The sequence below is a fragment of the Streptomyces sp. NPDC007264 genome (genome assembly GCF_042869095.1).
Classification (GTDB): domain Bacteria; phylum Actinomycetota; class Actinomycetes; order Streptomycetales; family Streptomycetaceae; genus Streptomyces.
In genome coordinates this window covers 171,696-192,265 of sequence record NZ_JBIAFD010000001.1, presented here as the reverse complement: position 1 = coordinate 192,265, position 20,570 = coordinate 171,696, and the positions used below count along the sequence as shown (strand labels likewise).

Annotated in this window: 22 protein-coding genes, 1 tRNA gene and 1 pseudogene; 10 read left to right on the top strand and 14 right to left on the bottom strand. The window is 73.0% G+C overall.

The genetic code is table 11. The annotated features are described in order from the left end of the window. The first annotated feature begins 65 nt into the window (after positions 1 to 65). Complete coding sequence (locus ACFYMU_RS00915; protein ID WP_388366939.1) at positions 66 to 551, top strand: Lrp/AsnC family transcriptional regulator; 486 nt, start codon at positions 66 to 68, stop codon at positions 549 to 551. Between the two features lie 198 nt (positions 552 to 749). On the opposite strand, the gene ACFYMU_RS00910 is transcribed toward ACFYMU_RS00915, so the two are convergent. Together ACFYMU_RS00910 and ACFYMU_RS00905 are read right to left on the bottom strand one after the other, a co-directional pair. After that, positions 750 to 1,340: a TetR/AcrR family transcriptional regulator gene (locus tag ACFYMU_RS00910; RefSeq protein WP_388366323.1), complete on the bottom strand. Its 591-nt coding sequence runs from the start codon at positions 1,338 to 1,340 to the stop codon at positions 750 to 752. Beyond that, positions 1,337 to 2,851, bottom strand: a complete 1,515-nt coding sequence (locus ACFYMU_RS00905) for a 3-hydroxyacyl-CoA dehydrogenase (RefSeq protein ID WP_388366322.1) — start codon at positions 2,849 to 2,851, stop codon at positions 1,337 to 1,339. Before ACFYMU_RS00905 ends, ACFYMU_RS00910 begins: the two co-directional genes overlap by 4 nt. Positions 2,852 to 3,077: 226 nt before the next feature. Between ACFYMU_RS00905 and paaN the strand changes: the two genes are divergently transcribed. After that, complete coding sequence (paaN, locus tag ACFYMU_RS00900) at positions 3,078 to 4,769, top strand: phenylacetic acid degradation protein PaaN (protein WP_388366321.1); 1,692 nt, start codon at positions 3,078 to 3,080, stop codon at positions 4,767 to 4,769. A 6-nt stretch (positions 4,770 to 4,775) separates the two neighbouring features. On the opposite strand, the gene ACFYMU_RS00895 is transcribed toward paaN, so the two are convergent. From ACFYMU_RS00895 to ACFYMU_RS00885, 3 genes are all read right to left on the bottom strand, one after another. Next, the gene (locus tag ACFYMU_RS00895; protein WP_388366319.1) at positions 4,776 to 5,546 is read right to left on the bottom strand and encodes a TrmH family RNA methyltransferase; all 771 of its coding nucleotides are present in this window, start codon (positions 5,544 to 5,546) and stop codon (positions 4,776 to 4,778) included. Positions 5,547 to 5,634: 88 nt separating this feature from the next. Next, positions 5,635 to 6,861, bottom strand: a complete 1,227-nt coding sequence (locus tag ACFYMU_RS00890) for an HTTM domain-containing protein (RefSeq protein WP_388366317.1) — start codon at positions 6,859 to 6,861, stop codon at positions 5,635 to 5,637. After that, a complete protein-coding gene (locus ACFYMU_RS00885) occupies positions 6,861 to 7,739 on the bottom strand; it encodes a DUF5819 family protein (protein ID WP_388366315.1) in 879 nt (292 codons plus the stop codon). Before ACFYMU_RS00885 ends, ACFYMU_RS00890 begins: the two co-directional genes overlap by 1 nt. 532 nt (positions 7,740 to 8,271) lie before the next feature. On the opposite strand from ACFYMU_RS00885, the gene paaA reads away from it, so the two are divergent. The 6 genes from paaA to ACFYMU_RS00855 all read left to right on the top strand — a co-directional run bounded on the left by paaA (position 8,272) and on the right by ACFYMU_RS00855 (position 13,192). Continuing rightward, entirely contained in the window at positions 8,272 to 9,327 is a 1,056-nt protein-coding gene (paaA, locus tag ACFYMU_RS00880; protein WP_388366313.1) for a 1,2-phenylacetyl-CoA epoxidase subunit PaaA, read from the top strand. A gap of 2 nt (positions 9,328 to 9,329) precedes the next feature. Then, positions 9,330 to 9,617 (top strand): 1,2-phenylacetyl-CoA epoxidase subunit PaaB, encoded by a 288-nt coding sequence (paaB, locus tag ACFYMU_RS00875; protein ID WP_361654246.1) that lies wholly within the window; start codon positions 9,330 to 9,332, stop codon positions 9,615 to 9,617. Then, complete coding sequence (gene paaC, locus ACFYMU_RS00870) at positions 9,614 to 10,333, top strand: 1,2-phenylacetyl-CoA epoxidase subunit PaaC (RefSeq protein WP_388366310.1); 720 nt, start codon at positions 9,614 to 9,616, stop codon at positions 10,331 to 10,333. Before paaB ends, paaC begins: the two co-directional genes overlap by 4 nt. Continuing rightward, positions 10,327 to 10,869, top strand: coding sequence for a 1,2-phenylacetyl-CoA epoxidase subunit PaaD (gene paaD, locus ACFYMU_RS00865; protein ID WP_388366308.1), 543 nt, complete (start codon positions 10,327 to 10,329; stop codon positions 10,867 to 10,869). The genes paaC and paaD overlap by 7 nt, the downstream gene beginning before the upstream one ends. Beyond that, entirely contained in the window at positions 10,869 to 11,933 is a 1,065-nt protein-coding gene (locus ACFYMU_RS00860) for a 2Fe-2S iron-sulfur cluster-binding protein (protein ID WP_388366306.1), read from the top strand. Before paaD ends, ACFYMU_RS00860 begins: the two co-directional genes overlap by 1 nt. 119 nt (positions 11,934 to 12,052) lie before the next feature. Continuing rightward, entirely contained in the window at positions 12,053 to 13,192 is a 1,140-nt protein-coding gene (locus tag ACFYMU_RS00855; protein ID WP_388366304.1) for an acyl-CoA dehydrogenase family protein, read from the top strand. Positions 13,193 to 13,261: 69 nt separating this feature from the next. Here the strand turns inward: ACFYMU_RS00855 and ACFYMU_RS00850 are convergent, their stop codons facing one another. From ACFYMU_RS00850 to ACFYMU_RS00830, 5 genes are all read right to left on the bottom strand, one after another. After that, positions 13,262 to 13,591, bottom strand: coding sequence for a rhodanese-like domain-containing protein (locus ACFYMU_RS00850; RefSeq protein ID WP_388366938.1), 330 nt, complete (start codon positions 13,589 to 13,591; stop codon positions 13,262 to 13,264). A 61-nt stretch (positions 13,592 to 13,652) separates the two neighbouring features. Next, positions 13,653 to 14,591: a hypothetical protein gene (locus ACFYMU_RS00845; protein WP_388366302.1), complete on the bottom strand. Its 939-nt coding sequence runs from the start codon at positions 14,589 to 14,591 to the stop codon at positions 13,653 to 13,655. A 104-nt stretch (positions 14,592 to 14,695) separates the two neighbouring features. Beyond that, positions 14,696 to 16,126, bottom strand: coding sequence for a DUF2252 domain-containing protein (locus ACFYMU_RS00840; RefSeq protein WP_388366300.1), 1,431 nt, complete (start codon positions 16,124 to 16,126; stop codon positions 14,696 to 14,698). 242 nt (positions 16,127 to 16,368) lie between these two features. After that, complete coding sequence (locus ACFYMU_RS00835) at positions 16,369 to 16,872, bottom strand: cysteine dioxygenase (protein WP_388366298.1); 504 nt, start codon at positions 16,870 to 16,872, stop codon at positions 16,369 to 16,371. 539 nt (positions 16,873 to 17,411) lie between these two features. Beyond that, positions 17,412 to 17,996, bottom strand: a complete 585-nt coding sequence (locus ACFYMU_RS00830; protein WP_388366296.1) for a thioesterase domain-containing protein — start codon at positions 17,994 to 17,996, stop codon at positions 17,412 to 17,414. 215 nt (positions 17,997 to 18,211) lie between these two features. Between ACFYMU_RS00830 and ACFYMU_RS00825 the strand changes: the two are divergent. Then, positions 18,212 to 18,489 (top strand): annotated as a pseudogene (locus tag ACFYMU_RS00825) (TerD-family protein); the annotation flags it as partial. Between the two features lie 484 nt (positions 18,490 to 18,973). On the opposite strand, the gene ACFYMU_RS00820 reads toward ACFYMU_RS00825, so the two are convergent. Genes ACFYMU_RS00820 through ACFYMU_RS00810 form a run of 3 tightly spaced genes read right to left on the bottom strand, consistent with a single transcriptional unit; the run spans position 18,974 to position 19,699 of the window. Beyond that, positions 18,974 to 19,141, bottom strand: a complete 168-nt coding sequence (locus ACFYMU_RS00820; RefSeq protein WP_388366294.1) for a hypothetical protein — start codon at positions 19,139 to 19,141, stop codon at positions 18,974 to 18,976. Positions 19,142 to 19,143: 2 nt separating this feature from the next. Further along, positions 19,144 to 19,266: a hypothetical protein gene (locus tag ACFYMU_RS00815; protein ID WP_388366293.1), complete on the bottom strand. Its 123-nt coding sequence runs from the start codon at positions 19,264 to 19,266 to the stop codon at positions 19,144 to 19,146. 28 nt (positions 19,267 to 19,294) lie between these two features. Continuing rightward, on the bottom strand, positions 19,295 to 19,699 hold the full coding sequence (locus ACFYMU_RS00810) for a hypothetical protein (RefSeq protein WP_388366291.1): 405 nt from the start codon (positions 19,697 to 19,699) through the stop codon (positions 19,295 to 19,297). Between the two features lie 212 nt (positions 19,700 to 19,911). On the opposite strand from ACFYMU_RS00810, the gene ACFYMU_RS00805 reads away from it, so the two are divergent. Beyond that, positions 19,912 to 20,178, top strand: a complete 267-nt coding sequence (locus ACFYMU_RS00805; RefSeq protein WP_388366290.1) for a hypothetical protein — start codon at positions 19,912 to 19,914, stop codon at positions 20,176 to 20,178. 211 nt (positions 20,179 to 20,389) lie between these two features. Here the strand turns inward: ACFYMU_RS00805 and ACFYMU_RS00800 are convergent. After that, positions 20,390 to 20,476, bottom strand: a tRNA-Leu gene (locus ACFYMU_RS00800). Between the last annotated feature and the right edge of the window lie 94 nt (positions 20,477 to 20,570).

Below are 20,570 nucleotides of genomic sequence, written 5' to 3'. Positions count from 1 at the left end.
CCACAACCTGAGATGTACGCAGTACGTCCATGGTAGGAAGGCGGGGGCGCATGGCACCTGAACAAATGGCCGAGCCGACGGAGCACGGCCCCGCCCTGCCGCCCCCACGCGCCCTCGACGCCATCGACCGCGACATCCTCCAGATACTCCAAGCGGACGGCCGCGCCTCGATACGCTCGGTCTCCGAGCGTGTCCACGTCTCACGCGCCAACGCCTACGCGCGGATCAACCGGCTCATCGAGGACGGTGTGATCCGCGGCTTCGGGGCCCGGGTGAACCACGAACGCGCCGGTCAGGGCACCTCGGCGTACATCACCCTGAAAATCGTGCAGAACTCCTGGCGCGCGGTCCGCGAGCAGCTGCGCATGCTCCCGGGCGCCTCCCACATCGCTCTGGTGGGCGGCGACTTCGACGTACTCCTGCTGGTCCACACCCCCGACAACAGGGCGCTGCGCGAGCTGGTCCTCACCCGGCTCCAGGCGATACCGGAGGTGCTCAGCACCCGCACGCTGCTGGTGTTCGAGGAGGAGGACCTGGAGCCGGAGGGCTGACGCCGGAGAACCCGGGACCGGGGGCCGGGGGCCGGGACCGGGGCCCAGGGCCGGGAGGCCAAGCCCTGAGGGCCGCGAGCAGGAGGGAGCACCGGTGGGCCCGCGCGGGAGACCCGCACCAGGAGTGCCGGTCGCACGACCACCCCCACAGGGAGAGCCGGTCGTACCTCGCGGCGCGGAAACCCGGCGCCGGCCGGCTCAGTGGTCCCCGCGCAACCCCGAGAAGGTCAACCGCACGACCGCGTCGGCCACTTCGCGCTCCCCCATGCCGCGCCCGTCCGGCCGGTACCACTCCACGACGGAGTTGATCATTCCGAAGACCAGCCGCGTCGCGAGCCGCACCTCCACGTCCGCGCGCACGTCACCGTCGGCGGCCGCGGCCTTGAGCAGTTCGGCGACCCGGTGGTCGAACTCGCGGCGCCGCTCCAGCGCCCACCGCTCGGTGCCGGTGTTGCCGCGCACGCGCAGCAGCAGCGTCACATACGGCAGCTCGGCCATGAGCACCTCGACCATGCGCCGTACGACGTACTCCAGCCGGTCCCTGGCGCGCCCCACGCACGCGTGCTCCTCGTCGAGGATCGCGAAGAGGCCGTCCAACGCCCGGCTGACGGCGCGGCGCAGCAGTTCCTCCTTGCCCGAGACATGGTGGTAGATCGACGACTTGGAGATGCCGGCCGCCTTGGAGAGGTGCTCCATGGACGTGCCGTCGTAGCCGCGCTCGTTGAACACCTGCACGGCCACGGAGAGCAGGCTCTCCGGCGTGTACGTGTCGCGCCTGGCGGTGGTCATGAGGTGCCCTCCCGCTTCTCGGAGGCGTGCGCGCGCCGGTACAGGGCGAGGGACGGGGCGTAGCGCCCGGAGGGGTCGCGCGCGTGCAGGTTGTCCAGCAGGTCGTGGGCCCAGCCGCGGCCGAGCCTGCGGCTCCATTCGAACGGCCCGAGGGGATAGTTGACCCCCAGGCGCATCGCGGTGTCGATGTCCTCCTCGGTGGCCACGCCCTTGGCGACGGCGTCGTGCGCCAGGTCGACGATCCTGGCCACGGTGCGGGCGACGATCAGGCCGGGCACGTCCCCGATGACACTGACCTTCTTGCCGAGCGCCTGGAAGAGCCCCGTGGCCTCGGCGAGGGCCCGCGGCGAGGTGTCCTGGGAGGCGGACAGGGCGACGCGGGTCGCCCTGCGGTAGTCGAGCGCCAGGTCGAAGTACACGACGTCGCGGAACTCGACGGAGGTCTGGCCGTCGGCGAGGACCAGCCGGCCGCCACCGGGCAGCACCAGACAGGTGCCCTCGTCCTCGTCGTCCTCACGGACGCCGATGCCTGCCTCGGCGATGAGCTGGAGGAGTTCGGCGGCGGGCCCCAGGTCGCCCTCGGCGACCACGTACGCGGGTGGCCGCGCCGTCTCCGCGGTGTGCGGCTCGGACCGCTCGGCGCCGTCCGCGTAGCCGTACCAGCCCTGTCCGGTCTTGCGGCCGAGCCGGCCCGACTCGACGAGCCTGCGCTGCGCGAGCGAGGGGGTGAAGCGCACGTCCTGGAAGAAGGACTCCCACACCGAGCGGGTGACGGACTCGTTGACGTCCTGACCGATCAGGTCCGTCAGCTCGAACGCCCCCATGCGAAAGCCCCCCGACTCGCGCAGGACCGCGTCGATGGTGGCGGGGTCGGCGGCCTGTGCCTCGTACACGGCGAGGGCCTCCGCGTAGAAGGGCCGCGCGATCCGGTTGACGATGAAGCCCGGGGTGTCCGCGCAGGCCACCGGGGTCTTGCCCCAGGCGCGGGCCGTCTCGTACGCGCGCGTGGCCGACGTGACGTCGGTGGCGAAGCCGGAGACGACCTCCACGAGCGGCATCAGCGGGGCGGGGTTGAAGAAGTGCAGGCCGACGAACCGGCCCGCGTTGCGCAGGGCGCCGCCGATGGCGGTGACGGACAGGGACGAGGTGTTGGTGGCGAGGAGGCAGTCGTCGCCGACGACGTCCTCCAGCTCCCGCAGCAGCTGCTGCTTCACGTCCAGGCGCTCCACGACGGCCTCGACGACGAGGGAGCAGTCCGCGAGCTCCGCCGGACTCCCGGCGGGCACGAGGCGGGCGCGGGCCGCGTCCCGCTCGGCCTCGGTGAGCCGGTCCTTCTCGACGAGCCGGTCGAGGCGGGCACCGATCGCGTCGGCCGCCTCCTGGGCACGGCCGGGGAGGGCGTCGTACATCCGTACGGGGTGGCCCGCGACCAGCGCGACCTGGGCGATGCCCTGACCCATGGTGCCGCTGCCCACGACGGCCACGGGGCTGCTGAGGTCGAGTGCTGTCATGTTCGCGATCCTCCCGCACGGCGCTCTCCACAGATGCGGCGGACCCCCTTGTCCCGACCGATCGTTCGGTTACTCTAACTCTGTCCGCCCACCCACCGCCCGCCCACCGCCTGCCCGTCGCCCCGCCCCGCTCCGCACGAGGCGCTCCGGCGCCGCACCCCCGGATTCAATCCTGCCCAGGTCACGAGCTCAAGGGAGAGCTCACGAGACGAGGAGTTGGTCCCGCATGGCCGCCGAACTCACCGCGCACCAGCTGATCGCCCAGCACCGGCCCACCCTGGACAAGGCGCTGGAAGCGATCCGCACGCGGGCGTACTGGTCCCCGCACCCCGAGCACCCCAAGGCGTACGGGGAGAGCGGCAGTCAGGACGCGGCGGCGGGCAAGGCCGCCTTCGACGCCCTCCTGGGCAGCCGTCTCGACCTCGGCCAGCCCGGCACGGACGACTGGACGGGCGGCGAGGTGTCGCCTTACGGGATCGAGCTGGGGATCACCTATCCCCACGCGGACCTCGACGTGCTGCTGCCCGCCATGCGCGCGGGTCAGGGAGCGTGGCGCGACGCGGGCGCGGAGATGCGCGCGGTGGTGTGCCTGGAGATCCTCAAGCGGATCAGCGACCGGACGCACGAGTTCGCGCACGCCGTCATGCACACCAGCGGCCAGGCCTTCATGATGGCGTTTCAGGCGGGCGGCCCGCACGCGCAGGACCGCGGCCTGGAGGCGGTGGCCTACGCGTACGTGGAGCAGGTCCGCACGCCCGACGCCGCGGAGTGGACCAAGCCGCAGGGCAAGCGCGACCCCCTGGCGCTCACCAAGACGTTCAAGCCGGTCCCGCGGGGCGTCGCCCTGGTCATCGGCTGCAACACCTTCCCGACGTGGAACGGCTACCCGGGCCTGTTCGCGTCCCTCGCCACCGGCAACGCGGTCCTGGTCAAGCCCCATCCGCGCGCGGTGCTGCCGCTCGCGCTGACCGTGCAGGCGGCCCGCCAGGTGCTCGCCGAGGCGGGCTTCGACCCGAACCTGGTGGCGCTGGCCGCCGAACGCCCGGGCGAGGGCATCGCCAAGACGCTGGCGGTGCGCCCCGAGATCCGGATCATCGACTACACGGGCTCGACCGCGTTCGGCGACTGGCTGGAGACCCATGCCCGCCAGGCGCAGGTCTACACGGAGAAGGCCGGCGTCAACACGGTCGTCGTGGACTCGACCGACGACTACAAGGGAATGCTGTCGAACCTGGCGTTCTCCCTGTCGCTGTACAGCGGCCAGATGTGCACCACCCCGCAGAACCTCCTGATCCCGCGGGACGGCATCACCACGGACCAGGGCCCGAAGTCGTACGACGAGGTGGTCGCCGACCTCGCGCGGTCGGTCAGCGGGCTCCTGGGCGACGACGCCCGCGCGAACGCGCTGCTGGGCGCGATCGTGAACCCGGACGTCACGGCACGTCTGGAGGCGGCGGCCGGTCTCGGCGAGATCGCCCTGGCCTCCCGGGAGGTCACCAACCCGGACTTCCCCCGGGCGGTCGTGCGCACGCCGGTGATCGTGAAGCTCGACGGCGCGAAGCCGGACGCGGAGGCCGCCTACATGAGCGAGTGCTTCGGCCCGGTCTCCTTCGCCGTCGCGGTGGACTCCGCCCAGGACGCGGTGGAGTTGCTGCGTCGGACCATCAGGGACAAGGGCGCGATGACCGTCGGCGCCCACACCACCTCGCAGGAGGTGGAGCAGGCCGTCGAGGAGGTCTGCCTGGAGGAGTGCGCGCAGCTCTCGCTCAACCTGACCGGCGGGGTGTACGTCAACCAGACGGCTGCCTTCTCCGACTTCCACGGCTCCGGTGGCAACCCCGCGGCGAACGCGGCCCTGTGCGACGGGGCGTTCGTGGCGAACCGCTTCCGGGTGGTGGAGGTGCGCCGGGAGGCGTAGCACGCCTCAGGCGGGTGCGCCCCCGGTGGCGCTCCAGTGGTACAGCGCCATGGCCACACTGGTCGCGAGGTTGTAGCTGGAGACCTGGGGGCGCATCGGCAGGGACACCAGGTGGTCGGTGCGGGCGCGGAGGCCGGCGGACAGGCCGGTGCGCTCGGAGCCGAACGCGAGCACGGCGTCGTCCGGCAGCTTCGTCCCGCGGATGTCCTCGCCCTCCGGGTCCAGCGCGAAGAGCGGACCCGGAGGCAGCTCGTCCACGCTCAGCCGCTCCACGACGGTCGCGAAGTGGAGCCCGGCGGCGCCGCGGACGACCGTGGGATGCCAGGGGTCGAGGGTGCCGGTCGTGACCACTCCGGTCGCGCCGAACCCGGCCGCGAGCCGGATCACCGCCCCCGCGTTGCCGAGGTTGCGCGGATGGTCGAGGACGACCACGGGAGCCGTGCGCGGCAGGTGCCGGAGCGTCTCCAGGCCGGCCTCGCGAGAGGGGCGCACCGCGAGGGCGGCGACGCCGGTGGGGTGCGGGCGGGGCACGAGGGACCGGTACGCGGCCTCGGGGACCTCCCTCAGCTGGGCGTCCAGGACCTCGCGTACGTCGGGGGCGAGGTCGTCGGCCAGAGTGAGCGCGGCCGACCGGTCGGTGGTGACGGCGACCGGCACGCGGGCGTGGAAGCGCAGGGCGTGCTTGAGTGCGTGGAAGCCGTCGAGCAGGACACAGCTCCCGGCGAGCCTGCGCCAGGTGCTCAGCGGGTCGGCGGTGCTGGGGGGCGCGTCCGTCATGCGGTGCAGCCTATGTGCGGGGCGGGCCCGGCGGCCTGCGCGGGCCGGCGCGGCCGGCGCGGGCCTCCTCGCCGAGCCCGGGCACCGCTCACGCCGTCGAGCGGACGTGCGAGGGCTCGGCGGCGTCCTCAGGGGGCGGCTGGGGCCCGCGCGGGCCCGGCAGCGCCGGGCGGGCGCCGCGTCGCCCGAGCAGCCGTCCGCGCCCGCGTGCCACCCAGCCGCCCAGCCACAGCAGGAAGGACGTCGGCAGGAACACCGAGTCGGCGGCGATCATCGCGAGCGAGAAGAACGGAAGCCCGAGGACCACGGCGATCACCGCGTGCTCGGTCATCATGAACGCCAGCAGGACGTTCTTGGCACGCCGGTTCAGCAGGGTGAAGGGGAACGCCACCTGCGCGGCGACCGTCCCGTACGTCACCAGCAGCACCATCGTGCCGTGCGCGGACAGCAGCCCGGACAGGGCGGGCCAGGGCGAGAAGTAGTCGAGGTGGAGCGGGTAGTAGACGGCCGTGCCGTCCTGCCAGCGCGACCCCTGGATCTTGTACCAGCCGGCGGTCGAGTAGATGAGACACGCCTCGGCCATGATCACGAGCAGGGCGGCGCCGTGGACGAGGTTCGCGACGACGTCCAGCAGGATGCGGGGCTCCGTGCGAGGGCCTCGCCGGCCGACGTACCACCACAGGCCCTGCACCGCCCACAGCCCCCAGAACACGGCCGTCCAGCTGCCGTCCAGCCGGCCCGCGCCCGTCGCCACGGCCAGCGCGAGACCGAGCGTTCCCCACAGGGTGGGACCTGTCCGGTCGGGTCCGGGACGCTCTCCGCGCGCGTGCGCCGCGCTCTCGCGCCGGGCCCGCCGCCCGTCCAGCGACCACACCCGCCCGCAGCGCGTGAACACCAGGTAGACGGCCATCAGATGGATGACGTTGTCGCCGCCGTCGCCCATGAAGACGCTGCGGTTCTGCAGCGACAGCACGCCCACCATGAACAGCACGGACATCGTGCGGGTGCGCCAGCCGACGAGCAGCAGCGCGCTGGAGAGCACGGCCAGGGCGTAGACCGTCTCGAACCACACCCGGCTCTCGGACCACATCAGGATCGTGAAGGCGTGATTGTCCGCGATGAGCCGCTGGGCCAGATCCCAGCTCCACGGCCCGTCGGGCCCGTACATCTCCCGGCGGTGCGGGAACTCACGCAGCAGGAACAGCAGCCAGGTACCGGCGAAGCCGATCCGGACGACGGCGCTCTGGTACGGGCCGAGGGGGGCCTCGGTGACGCGGGCGACGGCCCGGGAGACCGACAGGGCGAACCGGTTCATCAGTCGCTCGCCCCCGCCCGCTCGCCCCGCGGGACGGACCACCAGGGCAGCTGGCGGTACTCGGGCGCGCCGGAGACCTTCTCGTCGCTCCACTCGGGAGGCGGCACGTTCGTCGTACGGGAGCGGACCTGCACGCGGTCCACGGTCTCGCCGCGGCCGGCCGGGTGCTCACTGCCGAGGCGCAGTGCGACGACGCGGCGCAGATACTCCTCGGACAGGGCTCCGCGCAGTCCCACGGGCCGGTTCTCACCGTCGTGCGAGGCGGTGTAGAAGTCCCAGGCGCGGCGCAGTTCGTTCTGACGGGTGTGGCTGGGCAGCAGATGGCCGTCGATGGCGGCGCCGTCGAGTGCGGACAGGTCGTACCAGCCGGTCGTCCGCTCCCCGCCGTCCACGGTGCGCACCTCGGCGCGCACCTGGACGTCGATGTTCTGCTGCAGCGGGTTGGGGGCGAACAGCTTCCAGTTCTGCTCGAACTCCGGGTAGATCCAGTCGTCGATCGCCTCGCCGTGTCTCCTGGTCACGGTGTTCGCGGGCGCGACGTGCAGGAAGACCATCCCGAGGTGGACGCACGCGGCGACCGCGACGACCGCGAGCGCCAGCGCGGCGGCGATCTGGTAGCGCAGGGAGAGCGCGGCGATGCCGGTGGCGGGGGCCGGCTCCGGAGCCCCCTCGGGGGACCTGCCGGGGGCGGACGGAGGACCGGGCGAGGCGGGATCGTCCGCGGCCCTGCCGCCCGCGTCCCCCGGCCCGGTGGACTCGCCGGGCCCCGGATCCTCGGGGACGTCCCCCGCGGCGCCCTCGGGCAGGGGGGAGACCGGACCGTCGGAGCCGTCCGGCCGCTCCTGCCGGACCTCCGGTCCCTCGTCGTACGCGTCCATCCCGCCCCGTCTCCCGAGCCTTCCGTGTTCCGATGCCACCCGACGCGGCCCGGCACCGCGCCAGCCGTGCCATGCCGTGCCGTGCCATGCCGCCCGTCGCCGTGCGGACGGCCTGCGGCACGGTGCGACGGGCCTGCGCCGCGCGCGGCCGAGACCAGCCGTGCGACGCCTTGCGACGCCGTGCGACGCCTTGCGACGCCGTCCTGCGCCGTCCGACGCAGCCGAGGCGGTCCGAGACCGACGGCCCGGTGCGCCCGGCGCCGGGCCGTGCGGACCGCATCACCCGTTCGCAGCACACATCGCGGTCGCACGGAACGGTACTCAGCCTCACGCGCCCCGCACAGCCCGGTGCCCGTACAACCCGGTCGGCACGGCGGTCGGGGGCGGTGGTCGGCGGCGGTCCGCGGCGGCGGTCGGCAGCGGCTCGGAGGTTGTCCACAGCGGTTGACACCTTACGGCGCCTCGTCTCACCATTGAATCGACACGGACCGAACGATCGGTCGGGAGACGGCGAGGGATCCAGGGGGCCCGCATGGCGACGGCAGCAGCGCAGCGGACGGGGCGCGCGGACGGCACGGCAGAGGCGGACGCGGCGGCGTACGAGGCCGTCTTCGACGCGGCCATCGCCGCCGACGAGCGCATCGAGCCGCGCGACTGGATGCCGGACGCCTACCGCACGACCCTGGTCCGGCAGATCGCCCAGCACGCCCACTCCGAGATCATCGGCATGCAGCCGGAGGCCAACTGGATCACGCGAGCGCCCTCGCTGCGCCGCAAGGCGATCCTGATGGCCAAGATCCAGGACGAGGCGGGCCACGGGCTGTACCTGTACAGCGCGGCGGAAACGCTCGGCACCAGCCGCGACGAGTTGCTCGACAAACTCCACGCGGGCCGCCAGAAGTACTCATCGATCTTCAACTACCCCACCCTGACCTGGGCGGACGTCGGCGCCATCGGCTGGCTGGTGGACGGTGCCGCGATCACCAACCAGGTCCCCCTGTGCCGCTGCTCCTACGGGCCGTACGCCCGTGCGATGGTGCGCATCTGCAAGGAGGAGTCCTTCCACCAGCGCCAGGGATACGAGCTGCTGATGGCCCTGAGCAAGGGCACGCCCGAGCAGCACGCCATGGCCCAGGACGCGGTCGACCGCTGGTGGTGGCCGTCCCTGATGATGTTCGGCCCGCCCGACGACGAGTCGGCACACTCCGCGCAGTCGATGGACTGGAAGATCAAGCGGCACTCGAACGACGAGCTGCGCCAGCGCTTCGTGGACGCCGGCGTCCCCCAGGCGGAGTCGCTCGGCCTGACGCTCCCCGACCCCGATCTGAAGTGGAACGAGGAGCGGGGGCACTACGACTTCGGCCCGATCGACTGGACGGAGTTCTGGGAGGTCATCAAGGGGAACGGCCCCTGCAACGAGCAGCGGATGACCCAGCGCAGGAAGGCCCACGACGAGGGCGCGTGGGTGCGGGAGGCCGCCGCGGCCCACGCGGCGAAGCACAAGGGCACCACGGGCGCGGGCGAGGGGCCCGCGCACCGGGCCGGTGGACCGTCGGCGCGGCAGGCCGGCGAGAGCGGAGAGGCGTGAGGATGACGACCGAAGAGTGGCCGCTGTGGGAGGTCTTCGTGCGCTCGCGCCGTGGGCTCTCGCACACGCACGCGGGCAGCCTGCACGCCCCGGACGCCGAGCTGGCCCTGCGCAACGCGCGTGACCTGTACACCCGGCGCGGCGAGGGCGTCTCGATCTGGGTCGTGCCGTCCGCCGCGATCACCGCGTCCTCGCCGGACGAGAAGGACCCCTTCTTCGAACCGGCCGCCGACAAGCCGTACCGGCATCCGACGTTCTACGACATCCCGGAGGGAGTGAAGCACCTGTGACCGTCACCGTGCACACCGCGGCCGCCCTGGCCCTCGGCGACGACGCCCTGGTGCTCTCGCACCGCCTGGGGGAGTGGGCGGGCCACGCGCCGGCGCTCGAGGAGGAGGTCGCCCTCGCCAACATCGCCCTGGACCTGCTGGGCCAGGCCCGGGTGCTGCTGTCCATGGCCGGCGACGAGGACGAGCTGGCCTACCTCCGCGAGGAGCGCGCCTTCCGCAACCTCCAGCTGGTGGAACAGCCGAACGGCGACTTCGCCCACACCATCGCCCGCCAGTTGTACTTCTCCACCTACCAGCGGCTGCTGTACTCCCAGCTGGCCGCCGGGCAGAGCGAGTTCGCGGGCCTCGCGGCGAAGGCGGTCAAGGAGGTCGTCTACCACCAGGACCACGCCGAGCAGTGGACGCTGCGCCTCGGTGACGGCACGGACGTCAGCCATGAGCGGATGCAGCGCGCGTGCGAGGCGCTGTGGCGGTTCACCGGGGAGATGTTCGAGCCGGTCGAAGGCGTCGACGTGGACTGGGCGGGCCTGCGGGCCGCCTGGCTGGACTCGCTGGGCGACGTCATGCGCCGGGCCACCCTGGAGCTCCCCCAGGGGCCGCAGTCCGGTGCGTGGAAGGCGGGCGCCGGGCGGCAGGGCCTGCACACCGAGCCCTTCGGACGGATACTCGCCGAGATGCAGCATCTGCACCGCAGTCATCCGGGGGCGTCATGGTGACGGCCACGACTCTGGAGGAGGAGCTGCGCCGGCTCGCCGGCTCCGTCCCCGACCCCGAGATTCCCGCCCTCACCCTGGAGGACCTGGGCGTGGTGCGGGCGGTCCACGCGCGCGGCACGGACGCGGTGGAGGTCGAACTGACCCCGACGTACACCGGCTGCCCGGCCGTCGAGGCCATGTCCTCGGACATAGAGCGGGTCCTGCACGAGCACGGGGTACGGGACGTCGTCGTGCGCAAGGTGCTCACCCCGCCCTGGTCGACGGACGACATCACCGACGAAGGGCGCCGCAAGCTGCAGGAGATCGGGATAGCACCGCCCCGTGTGCGGCACCGGCAGGCATCCGGGCCGGTGACCGTGGAGCTGGGCCCGACCCGGACGGCCGTCGGCGCCCCCGAGTCCACCGCACCGGTGCGCTGCCCGCACTGCGGGTCTTCCGAGACCGAGCTGCTGAGCCGTTTCTCCTCCACCGCGTGCAAGGCGCTGCGCCGCTGCCTGGACTGCCGCGAACCGTTCGACCACTTCAAGGAGTTGTGATGGCGCGCTTCCACCCGCTCCCGGTGGCCGCGGTCGACCGGCTCACCGACGACTCCGTGGCCCTGACCTTCGCCGTGCCGCCCGCACTGCGCGAGGAGTACCGCTACGTACCCGGTCAGCACCTCGCCCTGCGCCGCGTCGCCGACGGCACGGAGGTACGGCGCACCTACTCGATCTGCTCCCCCGCGCCGGCACCGGACGAGGAGGGCCCGCGCACACTGCGCGTCGGTGTGCGGCTGGTCGAGGGCGGTGCGTTCTCCGGCTACGCGCTCAAGGAGATCGCCGTCGGCGACGAACTGGAGGTGATGACGCCGGCCGGACGTTTCACACTGGAGCCCGCGCCCGGGCTGTACGCGGCGGTGGTCGGCGGCAGCGGCATCACACCGGTGCTGTCGATCGTGGCCACCCTGCTCGCCCGGGAACCGTCGGCGCGGTTCTGTCTCCTGCGCAGCGACCGCACGTCCGCCTCGACGATGTTCCTGGAGGAGGTGGCCGACCTGAAGGACCGCTTCCCCGAGCGGTTCCAGCTGGTCACGGCGCTCTCCCGGGAGGAGCAGCAGGCGGGGCTGCCCTCCGGACGGCTCGACCGGGAGCGGCTGGCGCAACTGCTGCCGGCGCTGCTGCCGGTGGACAAGGTCACGGGCTGGTTCCTGTGCGGGCCGTACGGACTGGTGCAGTCGGCGGAGCGGGCGCTGCGCGGGCTCGGGGTGCCGCGCACACGCGTCCACGAGGAGATCTTCCACGTGGACGACGGGACCGTGGCAGCGCCGTCGGTACCGGCACCGGCGCACAGCACGGTGACCGCTCGGCTCGACGGGCGCGGCGGGAGCTGGCCGGTCCAGGACGGGGAGTCCCTGCTGGAGACGGTGCTGCGCAACCGGGCCGACGCGCCCTATGCCTGCAAGGGAGGAGTGTGCGGGACCTGCCGGGCCTTCCTGGTCTCGGGCGAGGTGCGGATGGACCGCAACTTCGCGCTGGAACCGGAGGAGACGGAGGCGGGCTACGTCCTGGCGTGCCAGTCGCACCCGGTCACGGAGACGGTGGAGCTGGACTTCGACCGGTGAGGGGGCGCCCTCGGCCGGCGGTTTCCTTCCGAGGGCCGACGGCGGGGCGTTCCCTTCTTGTAGAACCTGTTCTATCTTGACGCTCCGTCAGATCACCGGATCCGCCAGGAGGACAGGCCGTGGACTTCACCTTCAGCGAGGAGCAGCAGGCGGCGGCCGAGGCGGCGAGGGCCGTGTTCGCCGGGGTCGCGCCGGACGGGGTGCCCAGCCCCGCGCTGGCCACGGGCGCCGTCGCCGATGACTTCGACCGGTCGCTGTGGGCACGGCTCGCGGGCGCGGACCTGCTGAGCCTGCTGCTGGACCCCGGGCACGGCGGGGCGGGGCTGGACGCCATCGCCCTCTGCCTGGTGCTGCGGGAGTCCGCGAAGGTGCTGGCCCGCGTGCCGTTGCTGGAGAACACGGCGGCGGCGCTCACCGTACAGACCCACGGGACAGCGGAGGTGAAGGAGGAGATCCTCGCTCGGGCGGGCAGCGGGGACCTGGTGCTCACGGTCGCCGCGCACGGCCGGACCGGGCACGACCCCGCCGAACTCGCGGTGGCCGCACGGCAGGACGCCGACGGCGCCTGGGTACTGGACGGGATGCAGACGGCGGTTCCGTGGGCGTACGACGCCGATGTCGTCCTCGTCCCGGCGCACGCCGAGGGCTCGGGCCGCGCCGTCCTCGCGCTGGTGCCACGGGTGCAGGAAGGCGTCGTCCTGGCCGAGCAGATCTCCACCACGGGAGAGCGGCTCGCGGAACTCCGGCTGGAGTCGGCACGGATCGCGGGCCGGTACGTGCTCGACGCCGACGGGGCCTGGGAGTCGCTGCGTCTGCTGCTCGCCACCGGGACGTGCGCGCTCGCGCTCGGCCTGGGCGAGGGCGTGCTGAGGATGACGAGCGAGTACGCGGGCAAGCGGGAGCAGTTCGGGTACCCGATCGCGACGTTCCAGGCGGTCGCCGTGCAGGCCGCCGACCGGTACATCGACCTGCGCGCCATGGAGGCCACGCTCTGGCAGGCCGCGTGGCGGATCAGCTCGGGGGCGGCGGGCGCGCTGCCGGCGGCCGGGGACGTGGCGGTGGCGAAGATCTGGGCGTCGGAGGGAGTACGGCGGGTGGTGCAGACCGCGCAGCACCTGCACGGGGGCTTCGGCGCCGACACCGACTACCCCCTGCACCGGTACCACGCCTGGGCCAAGCACCTGGAACTGTCGCTCGACCCCGCGCCGGCGCACGAGGAGGCCCTGGGAGACCTGCTGGCGGCGCATCCGCTGGGGTGAGCGGGAAGGAACCACCGGGCCCGGGCCGCGCCCGGTCCCGGCGTGGGACCAGCCGGTCCCCGCGTGGGACTACAGGACGAAGCCGGGCTCGCCCTCGGCGTCCACGACCGGACGGCCCGCGGCGGCCCAGAGCTGCATGCCGCCGTCGACATTGACCGCGTCGACGCCCTGCTGGACCAGGTACATGGCGACCTGGGCCGAGCGGCCACCGGAGCGGCAGATCACATGGACCCGGCCGTCCTGCGGCGCCGCCTCCGTGAACTCGCCGTACCGCGCCACGAACTCCCCGAGGGGGATGTGCAGGGCCCCCGCGGCGTGGCCCGCCCGCCACTCCTCGTCCTCGCGGACGTCCAGCAGGAAGTCGTCGTCCTCGAGGTCCGCGACCTCGACCGTGGGCACACCGGCTCCGAAATGCATGGTGCGACGCTACCCGACGTCGCCGCGGACGACACCGCCCGGATCAGCCGCGCAACGCCTGCAGCTCGGCTTGCTTCTCCGCGACCTGGGCCAGCAGCTGCTCCGCGATCTCGTCGAGGAGGCTGTCGGGGTCGTCGGGGGCGAGCCGGAGCATCGAGCCGATCGCGCTCTCCTCCAGCTCCCGGGCCACGAGGGTGAGCATCTCCTTGCGCTGGGCGAGCCATTCGAGGCGGGCGTACAGCTCCTCGGCCGGGCTCGGCCTGCGCTCCGCGGGCACGGGTCCCGCGGCCCATTCGGCGGAGAGTTCGCGCAGCAGGGCCTCGTCGCCGCGGGCGTACGCGGCGTTGACCCGGGTGATGAACTCCTCGCGCCGCTTGCGTTCGCCCTCGTCCTGGGCGAGGTCCGGATGGGCCTTGCGGGCGAGCTCGCGATACAGCTTCCGGGCCCCCTCGCTGGGGCGGACGCGCGGCGGGGTCCGTACGGGCTGGTCCGTCAGCATGGCCTGGGCCTCCGGGAACAGTCCGTCGGAGTCCATCCAGCCGTGGAACAGCTCCTCGACGCCCGGCATCGGCATGACCCGGGCGCGTGCCTCATGGGCGCGGCGCATGTCCTCGGGATCGCCGGAGAGGGCGGCCCGCACCTCCGCGATGTCCGCCTCCAGCTCGTCGAGGCGGGTGTACATCGGTCCCAGCTTCTGGTGGTGCAGCCGTGAGAAGTTCTCGATCTCGATGCGGAAGGTGTCCACGGCTATCTCGTACTCGATCAACGCCTGCTCGGCGGCCCGCACGGCCCGCTCCAGCCGCTCCTCGGGCCGCCCCCCGGCCGCGGCGCCTTCCACGCCGGTACCGGCGGCTTCTCCGGCCCCGGCGTCACCGGCCGTACCGGCCCCGCTGCCCGCGGGTACATGGGCTCCGGTGCCCTCTGCGGCCGGCTCCCCGGCGGCGGACACGGACTCGCTCTGCTCGGCTTCGGGCGTCGTCACCGGACCAGCGTAAGACACGCGGCGGGGCCGGCCCCGTCCCTCCTGTGCCGCAGCCGGCGGCCCGGGGGCCGCCCCCCTGCTGCCCTCCCCTGCCCCCTTCCCTCTCAGACCCCCGTCTCCGCCGCGATCCGGCCACCGCGCACCGCGGCCACCAGCTCCGCGTGGTCCGCCTCCGTGCGGTCCGCGTAGGTCACGGCGAACGTGGCGATCGCCTCGTCCAGCTCCTCGTTCTTGCCGCAGTAACCGGAGATCAGGCGCGGGTCGGCGCTGTGGGCGTGGGCGCGGGCCAGCAGCGCCCCGGTCATGCGGGCGTAGTCGTCGATCTGGTCGGCGGCCAGGGCCGCGGGGTCGACGCTGCCCTTGCGGTTGCGGAACTGCCGCACCTGGTAGGGGTGCCCCTCGACCGACGTCCAGCCGAGCAGGATGTCACTGACCACCTGCATGCGCTTCTGGCCCAGGACGACCCGGCGGCCCTCGTGCCCCACCTTCGGCGCCGGGTGACCGAGCGTGGCCAGATGGGGGAGCAGCGCGGAGGGACGGGCCTCCTTGACCTGGAGGATCAGCGGCTCGCCGCGGTGGTCGATGAGCAGCACCACGTACGAGCGGGTGCCCACGCTGCCCGTGCCGACCACGCGGAACGCCACGTCGTGCACGGCGTACCGGGCCAGCAGCGGAAGGCGGTCCTCCGACAGCGTCGTCAGATACTCCTCCAGCGACGCCGCGACCGCAGCCGCCTCCGCGTCCGGTATGCGGCGCAGCACGGGCGGCGCGTCCACGAAGCGGCGCCCGCCGTCCCCGGACGGTTCCGTCGACTTCGCCGCGAACCGTCCGCTCGTGTTGGCCCGCGCCTTCTCGGAGACCCGCTCCAGCGTGCCGAGCAGATCGTGGGCGTCCGCGTGGGAGACGAGTTCCTCGTCCGCGATCGCGTTCCACGCCTCCAGTGCCGGGAGCCTCGCCAGCAGGCGCATGGTGCGCCGGTACGCGCCCACGCCGTCCCGCGCCGCGGCCCGGCACGTGTCCTCGTCGGCCCCGGCCTCGCGGCCGGCGAGCACCAGGGACGCGGCGAGGCGTTTCAGGTCCCACTCCCAGGGGCCGTGCACCGTCTCGTCGAAGTCGTTCAGGTCGATGATCAGGCCGCCGCGCGCGTCGCCGTACAGGCCGAAGTTCGCGGCGTGGGCGTCACCGCAGAGCTGGGCGCCTATCCCCGTCACCGGGGTGCGCGCGAGGTCGTAGGCCATGAGCCCCGCCGATCCGCGCAGGAACGCGAAGGGGGTGGCCGCCATCCTGCCGACGCGTATCGGCGTGAGCTCGGGGATCCGGCCGCTGTTGGACTCCTCGACCGCGGTGACCGCGTCCGGGCGGCCGGCGTCCACGACGACCTCGGCGTGCGCCCGGCGCCGCACCCCGGCGCGCAGCGCCTTGCCCTCCTCCTTGGGCGAGCCGTGCGCGGCCCGTCGCGCGAAGCCCCGCACCTCCGAGATCCTGGCCGCCTGCCGCGGCGTCGCCGCCCCGGCCCCTGCACCCGCGTCGGTCATGCCGACCGCCTCCCCCGCTGTCCACGCAGCCGTACGAACATCAACTGCGCATGACCGTACATCCGGCGACGGGAGCGGCGTCAGCCCCTGTGGACAACTCCCCGGCGGTGGCGGAACCGCCCGGCTCCAGGACCACTTCCCGGGCCTCCCCACGGGGTGCGCGGCACACGTCGCGCACCCCGGAGGGTCCTTGCTCCCGCGCGTTCGGCCGGGTCACCCCGTGGCGGCGGGTACGCCCCGGGTCAGGCGGTCACCGGACCCGAACGCGCGTGCGCCTCGCACTGCGGGGTGGTGTGGGTCGGCATCTCGGTCAGGCCCGGGTAGTAGACGTGCAGGCTCACCGCCGGCTCCAGCGCGTCGTTGACGACCTGGTGCACGTACCCCGGCGCGAACACCCGCTGCGCGCCCGCGCCGAGCACGCGCCGTCCGTTCGGCGTCCGCTCGGTCAGGGTGCCTTGCAGCACGGTCAGCACCCCGGAGGAGCGGCCGTGACCGTGCAGCCCGCTGCCCTGCCCCGGCACCCAGGACAGCAGCCACACCTGGTAGCCGTGCCCCGTGCGCAGGCGGTGGTACCAGCGCGTCGTGGCGTCGTACCGCACGAGGTGCTCCCACTGGGAGCGGTCGGCGGCGACGGAGCGGGCCAGACCGGCGAACTCCGCGACGGTGACCGGGTGCTCGCGCGGCGGCTGCAGCAGGTGCGGGACTTCGAGGATGTCGCCGGCGATCTGGAGGTCGCTGTCGCTCACCTACCGACCGCCCGGCTCGCGCAGAGCCCTTCCGCGTCGGTCCCGACGGCCGTCGCGGACTCCGGGGCACGGCCCGTTGCCGGCAGGCTCCCGGGGACGGCGGCAGGGGTGCGGGCCGTGAGCGGACCGTCGTCCCAGGACATCAGGTGGGCACAGCACCGGGGAAGCATCAGGCCGGGGGCCTCTGTCGTGTTCATCACTGGTCCTTTCGACCGGGTCGGTTGATCGGGGCGATCGGGCGTTCCACGACCGCTGCCGGCCGCCGCGCGGCGGCCGGCAGCGCGGCGCGGACCGTGTCCAGCAGCGCGGTCCGCGTCCGAGGTCTCCGGTGCGGTAGAGGCGCAGGCCGGTCTCCGGGTGGACGATGAAACTGGCCTTCGTCTTGGCCTCGTCGCGCAGATAGCCCCCGGCGCCGGCCTCGCCGCCGGTGCCGAGCAGTGTCGTGTGGACGGCACCGCCGACGGTGCCGTCCACCGTTCTGGTACTGCTCGACGCGAGTGCACCGCAGGCCCGTGTGCTTCAGGCACTGGGGCGCGCCGTCACGGCGGTCGGCCAGGCACCCGCGGGCACCGTGCTCGCCTGCGAGGTCCACCTCGTGGGCGGGGCCGACTTCGAGCCGTCCCGTTCGCCCCTCGCCGCTGTCGTCGAGACGCTCGACCCTGGTACGGTCCTCGGTCTCGAACGCCTGCTGCCAGCTCAGGTCGAACCCACGGTCGTGGAACCGCGGGCCGAGCTCGCGCGGGACCCCGCGCCCGCCGTGCCGGCCGTGTTCCGGGTCGACGAGCTCCCTCTGGAGGAGTACCGCGGCCGACGGCCTGCGGACGGACGGTCCCGCCACTCCGGGCGATCTCGTGGACGTCAACGACCGCTTCGGTGTCGGGGCGGACGATCGGCGTACCGGACATCGCGCCGGACACCAACTTCTTCGGACTCGGCGGGCATTCCCTGCTCGCGGCGCAGTGTTCGAACGCCAGAAGAGCGCCAATGCTGTGCCCGAAGAGTGCGTAGGGGACGTCGAGTTCGCCCGCCGGCGCGGTGGCGAGCGCCTCGACGAGCGGTGGGGCGGGGATCGTCTCCGGCGCGCTGTCGAGGTGGCGGATGTCGGCGCACCGACTCAGCAACACCGCTACCGCCGCCTTCCTTCGGTCCCGTCCTGATCCTCCTGGCCGGCTCGCCGTCGCCTCCTGGCTTCTTGGACTCAGCCTGGGCGACGGTCGCGGCTTGGCGGCCTGACTCCGTCGAAGGGCCCAGGGCCTGCTGAGGAGGCATCAAGTAGTGACGAACGGCACATACTTGAGTGTGCGAGGAGGTCTCGCGGTGACCTGACGGGAGCAGCACGGTGAGCGGTGTCGGCGAGGGGCTGGGCAAGGTAGAGGTGAGGCTCCGGTGGGACCCAAGTCCGTACGGGGAGCCGCCCCGACATCTCGACATCATCGCCGCGACCTACGCGCTGGACGCTCCCCACGGCCGACCGGTGTACGTCGTCCACTACGAGAGCCGATCGCCCGACGGCACCCGTTCGGTGACCTGTCCAACGCCGGGGTGGTCGTCGTCGAGGGATACCGGCAACTGCTGGCTAACGACTTCAGCCAGGTGCCCGACGCCACGGCGACGACCCCGACCACGGCGACGACGACAGGACTCATGACAGTGCCCCCAGACACGTAGCACCCCGAAGGGGGCTGGAAAGGCCCCGCGAGGGGTCCGGCTGGAGGGTGAGGCGGAAGCCGCGGCGATCGCGGCCAAAGGCAGTCACAGCCCTCGCCGCCGAGCCAGGTCACGAGCGGCTCCGCGGCACCGAGGTGGACGGAGCGACAGGCATCCCTGGTGCCTCGTCGGTGGCTTCCCCGGACTGTGACGTGGTCGTGTTGCCTTCTTCCCTCGGTCCGCCTGCTGCCCCGGGCCGGATCACCGTGACGACCACCGCGATCACTGCGACGGCACCGGCGATGCGGCCGACCCGACGGCGCCGAGCACGACTGTCCATGTCGCGCCAGGCGGCCCGCCACACCGAAGCAGGCCCGTGACTGGCTCGGCGCTCTCGCCCACGCCGCGGCGCACGCCGACGCCTGCGGGCGCCCCGCCAAGGCCGAACATCTGCTCACCCCAAGGGGCAGCCGGTGCGGCGTGTGACGAGCGGCTCGATCTCCTCGATCAGCCTGGAGCCGGCCACTTCGTCGCGGATCTCGGCAGCTTCGAGGTCGGGCACGAGAGCGCGCTGGGAGCGCAGGCGGGCGATACGGGTGTGGCGTGCGAGGCGGCTGGTCATGGTCAGAACTCATTGAGCGCGGCGGCGGCCTGGCCGGGGGAGAGGTTGCGGACGTGGGGCAGGACCCGGTCGATGGAGCGCAGGGTGGTCAGGCCTGCAGCGGCCATCAGGGTGGGCAGGTGCATGCGGGCTTCGATGGCGTCGACGAGTCGGCTACGACGCCTCCGGCTGGGCGGGCTCGGCGTCGGCGAGCCGGCTCAGCCGGTCGCCCGCGACCCCAGCCGCAACGGCGTCCCCCTGCCCGACGGCTCCGCCGACCCCGACGTCGTACCGGCCTTGGTCATCGCCTTCTCCGTCGACAAGCCCAGCCACCGCCCCGGCCACGTCTCCGTCGAGGCCCTCCAGCAGATCGACGACAGCCTCCCGCCCGGCTCCCTGGCAGGCGACCGCGCCCACAACGACCAGAAGCCGGAGAACTTCCAGCTCCCCGTCCGCGCCATGGGCTACGAGCCCGTCTACGACTACGCGAAGGACCAGCTCGGCGTCCAGGCCGGCTTCATCCGCGCCCGAGCCGCCTGCCTCTTCATGCCCAAGCAGCGGCCCGGCGCCGAAGGCCACCGCCGCGTAATGTGCCCCGCCGAGGCCAACCGGACCCGGTGCCCTCTCAAGGCCCACACCCTCGGCCGCGGCATCCAGCTGCCCCTCGTCGACCCCGCCCCCAGCCCCGCGGGCTCACCCCGTGCTGCAGCCAGAGGACCGTCACTGTCCCGCCGGAAGCCGGCGCCGACCTCGGGCAGCCCCTCCAGTACGGCTCCGCAGCCTGGCAGCGCGTGTACTTCCGGCTGCGCGACAGCGTCGAAGGCATCAACGGCTACGCCAAGGATCCCCTCTACGAGCGCCTCGAAGACGCCGACACCCGCCGGATCCGAGGCATCGCCGCCCAGACCCTCCTGCTGGCCTTCCAGCTGGCCCATGCCAACCGCCGCAAGCTCAGGGCCCGGGCCAATTCGATCGCCCTCCACGACGACGGACCGCGCCGCCGGCCCACCCGCCGTCGCAAGACCGAGGCCCTGGGCACCTGGACTCCCAAGGGCTAGGTCACCCAGCCCTGACCCCTGAGACCTTCACCACAAGCCCCCCGTAGCCCACCCGACCAACGAAGATCCACACCCGAAAACGGGACCGCCGACGGCCTCGAGCCGTCGGCGGTCCACGTGTTTCTTCCCACACAAAGCGGAACGGGCGGCATCGTGATCACGATGCCGCCCGTTCCGTCGGTACGTCAGGAGCACTTTCGTCGGTGCTCCCTGGTGCGCGAGGGGGGAGTTGAACCCCCACGCCCTTGCGGGCACTGGAACCTGAATCCAGCGCGTCTGCCTATTCCGCCACCCGCGCATTGGGTGTGTCTTCCGGCGTCTCCGCTTGCGGCGTCGGCGCCTTCCGACATCCAGAACATTAGCACGCGGGGCAGGGTGGGTTCACATCCCTT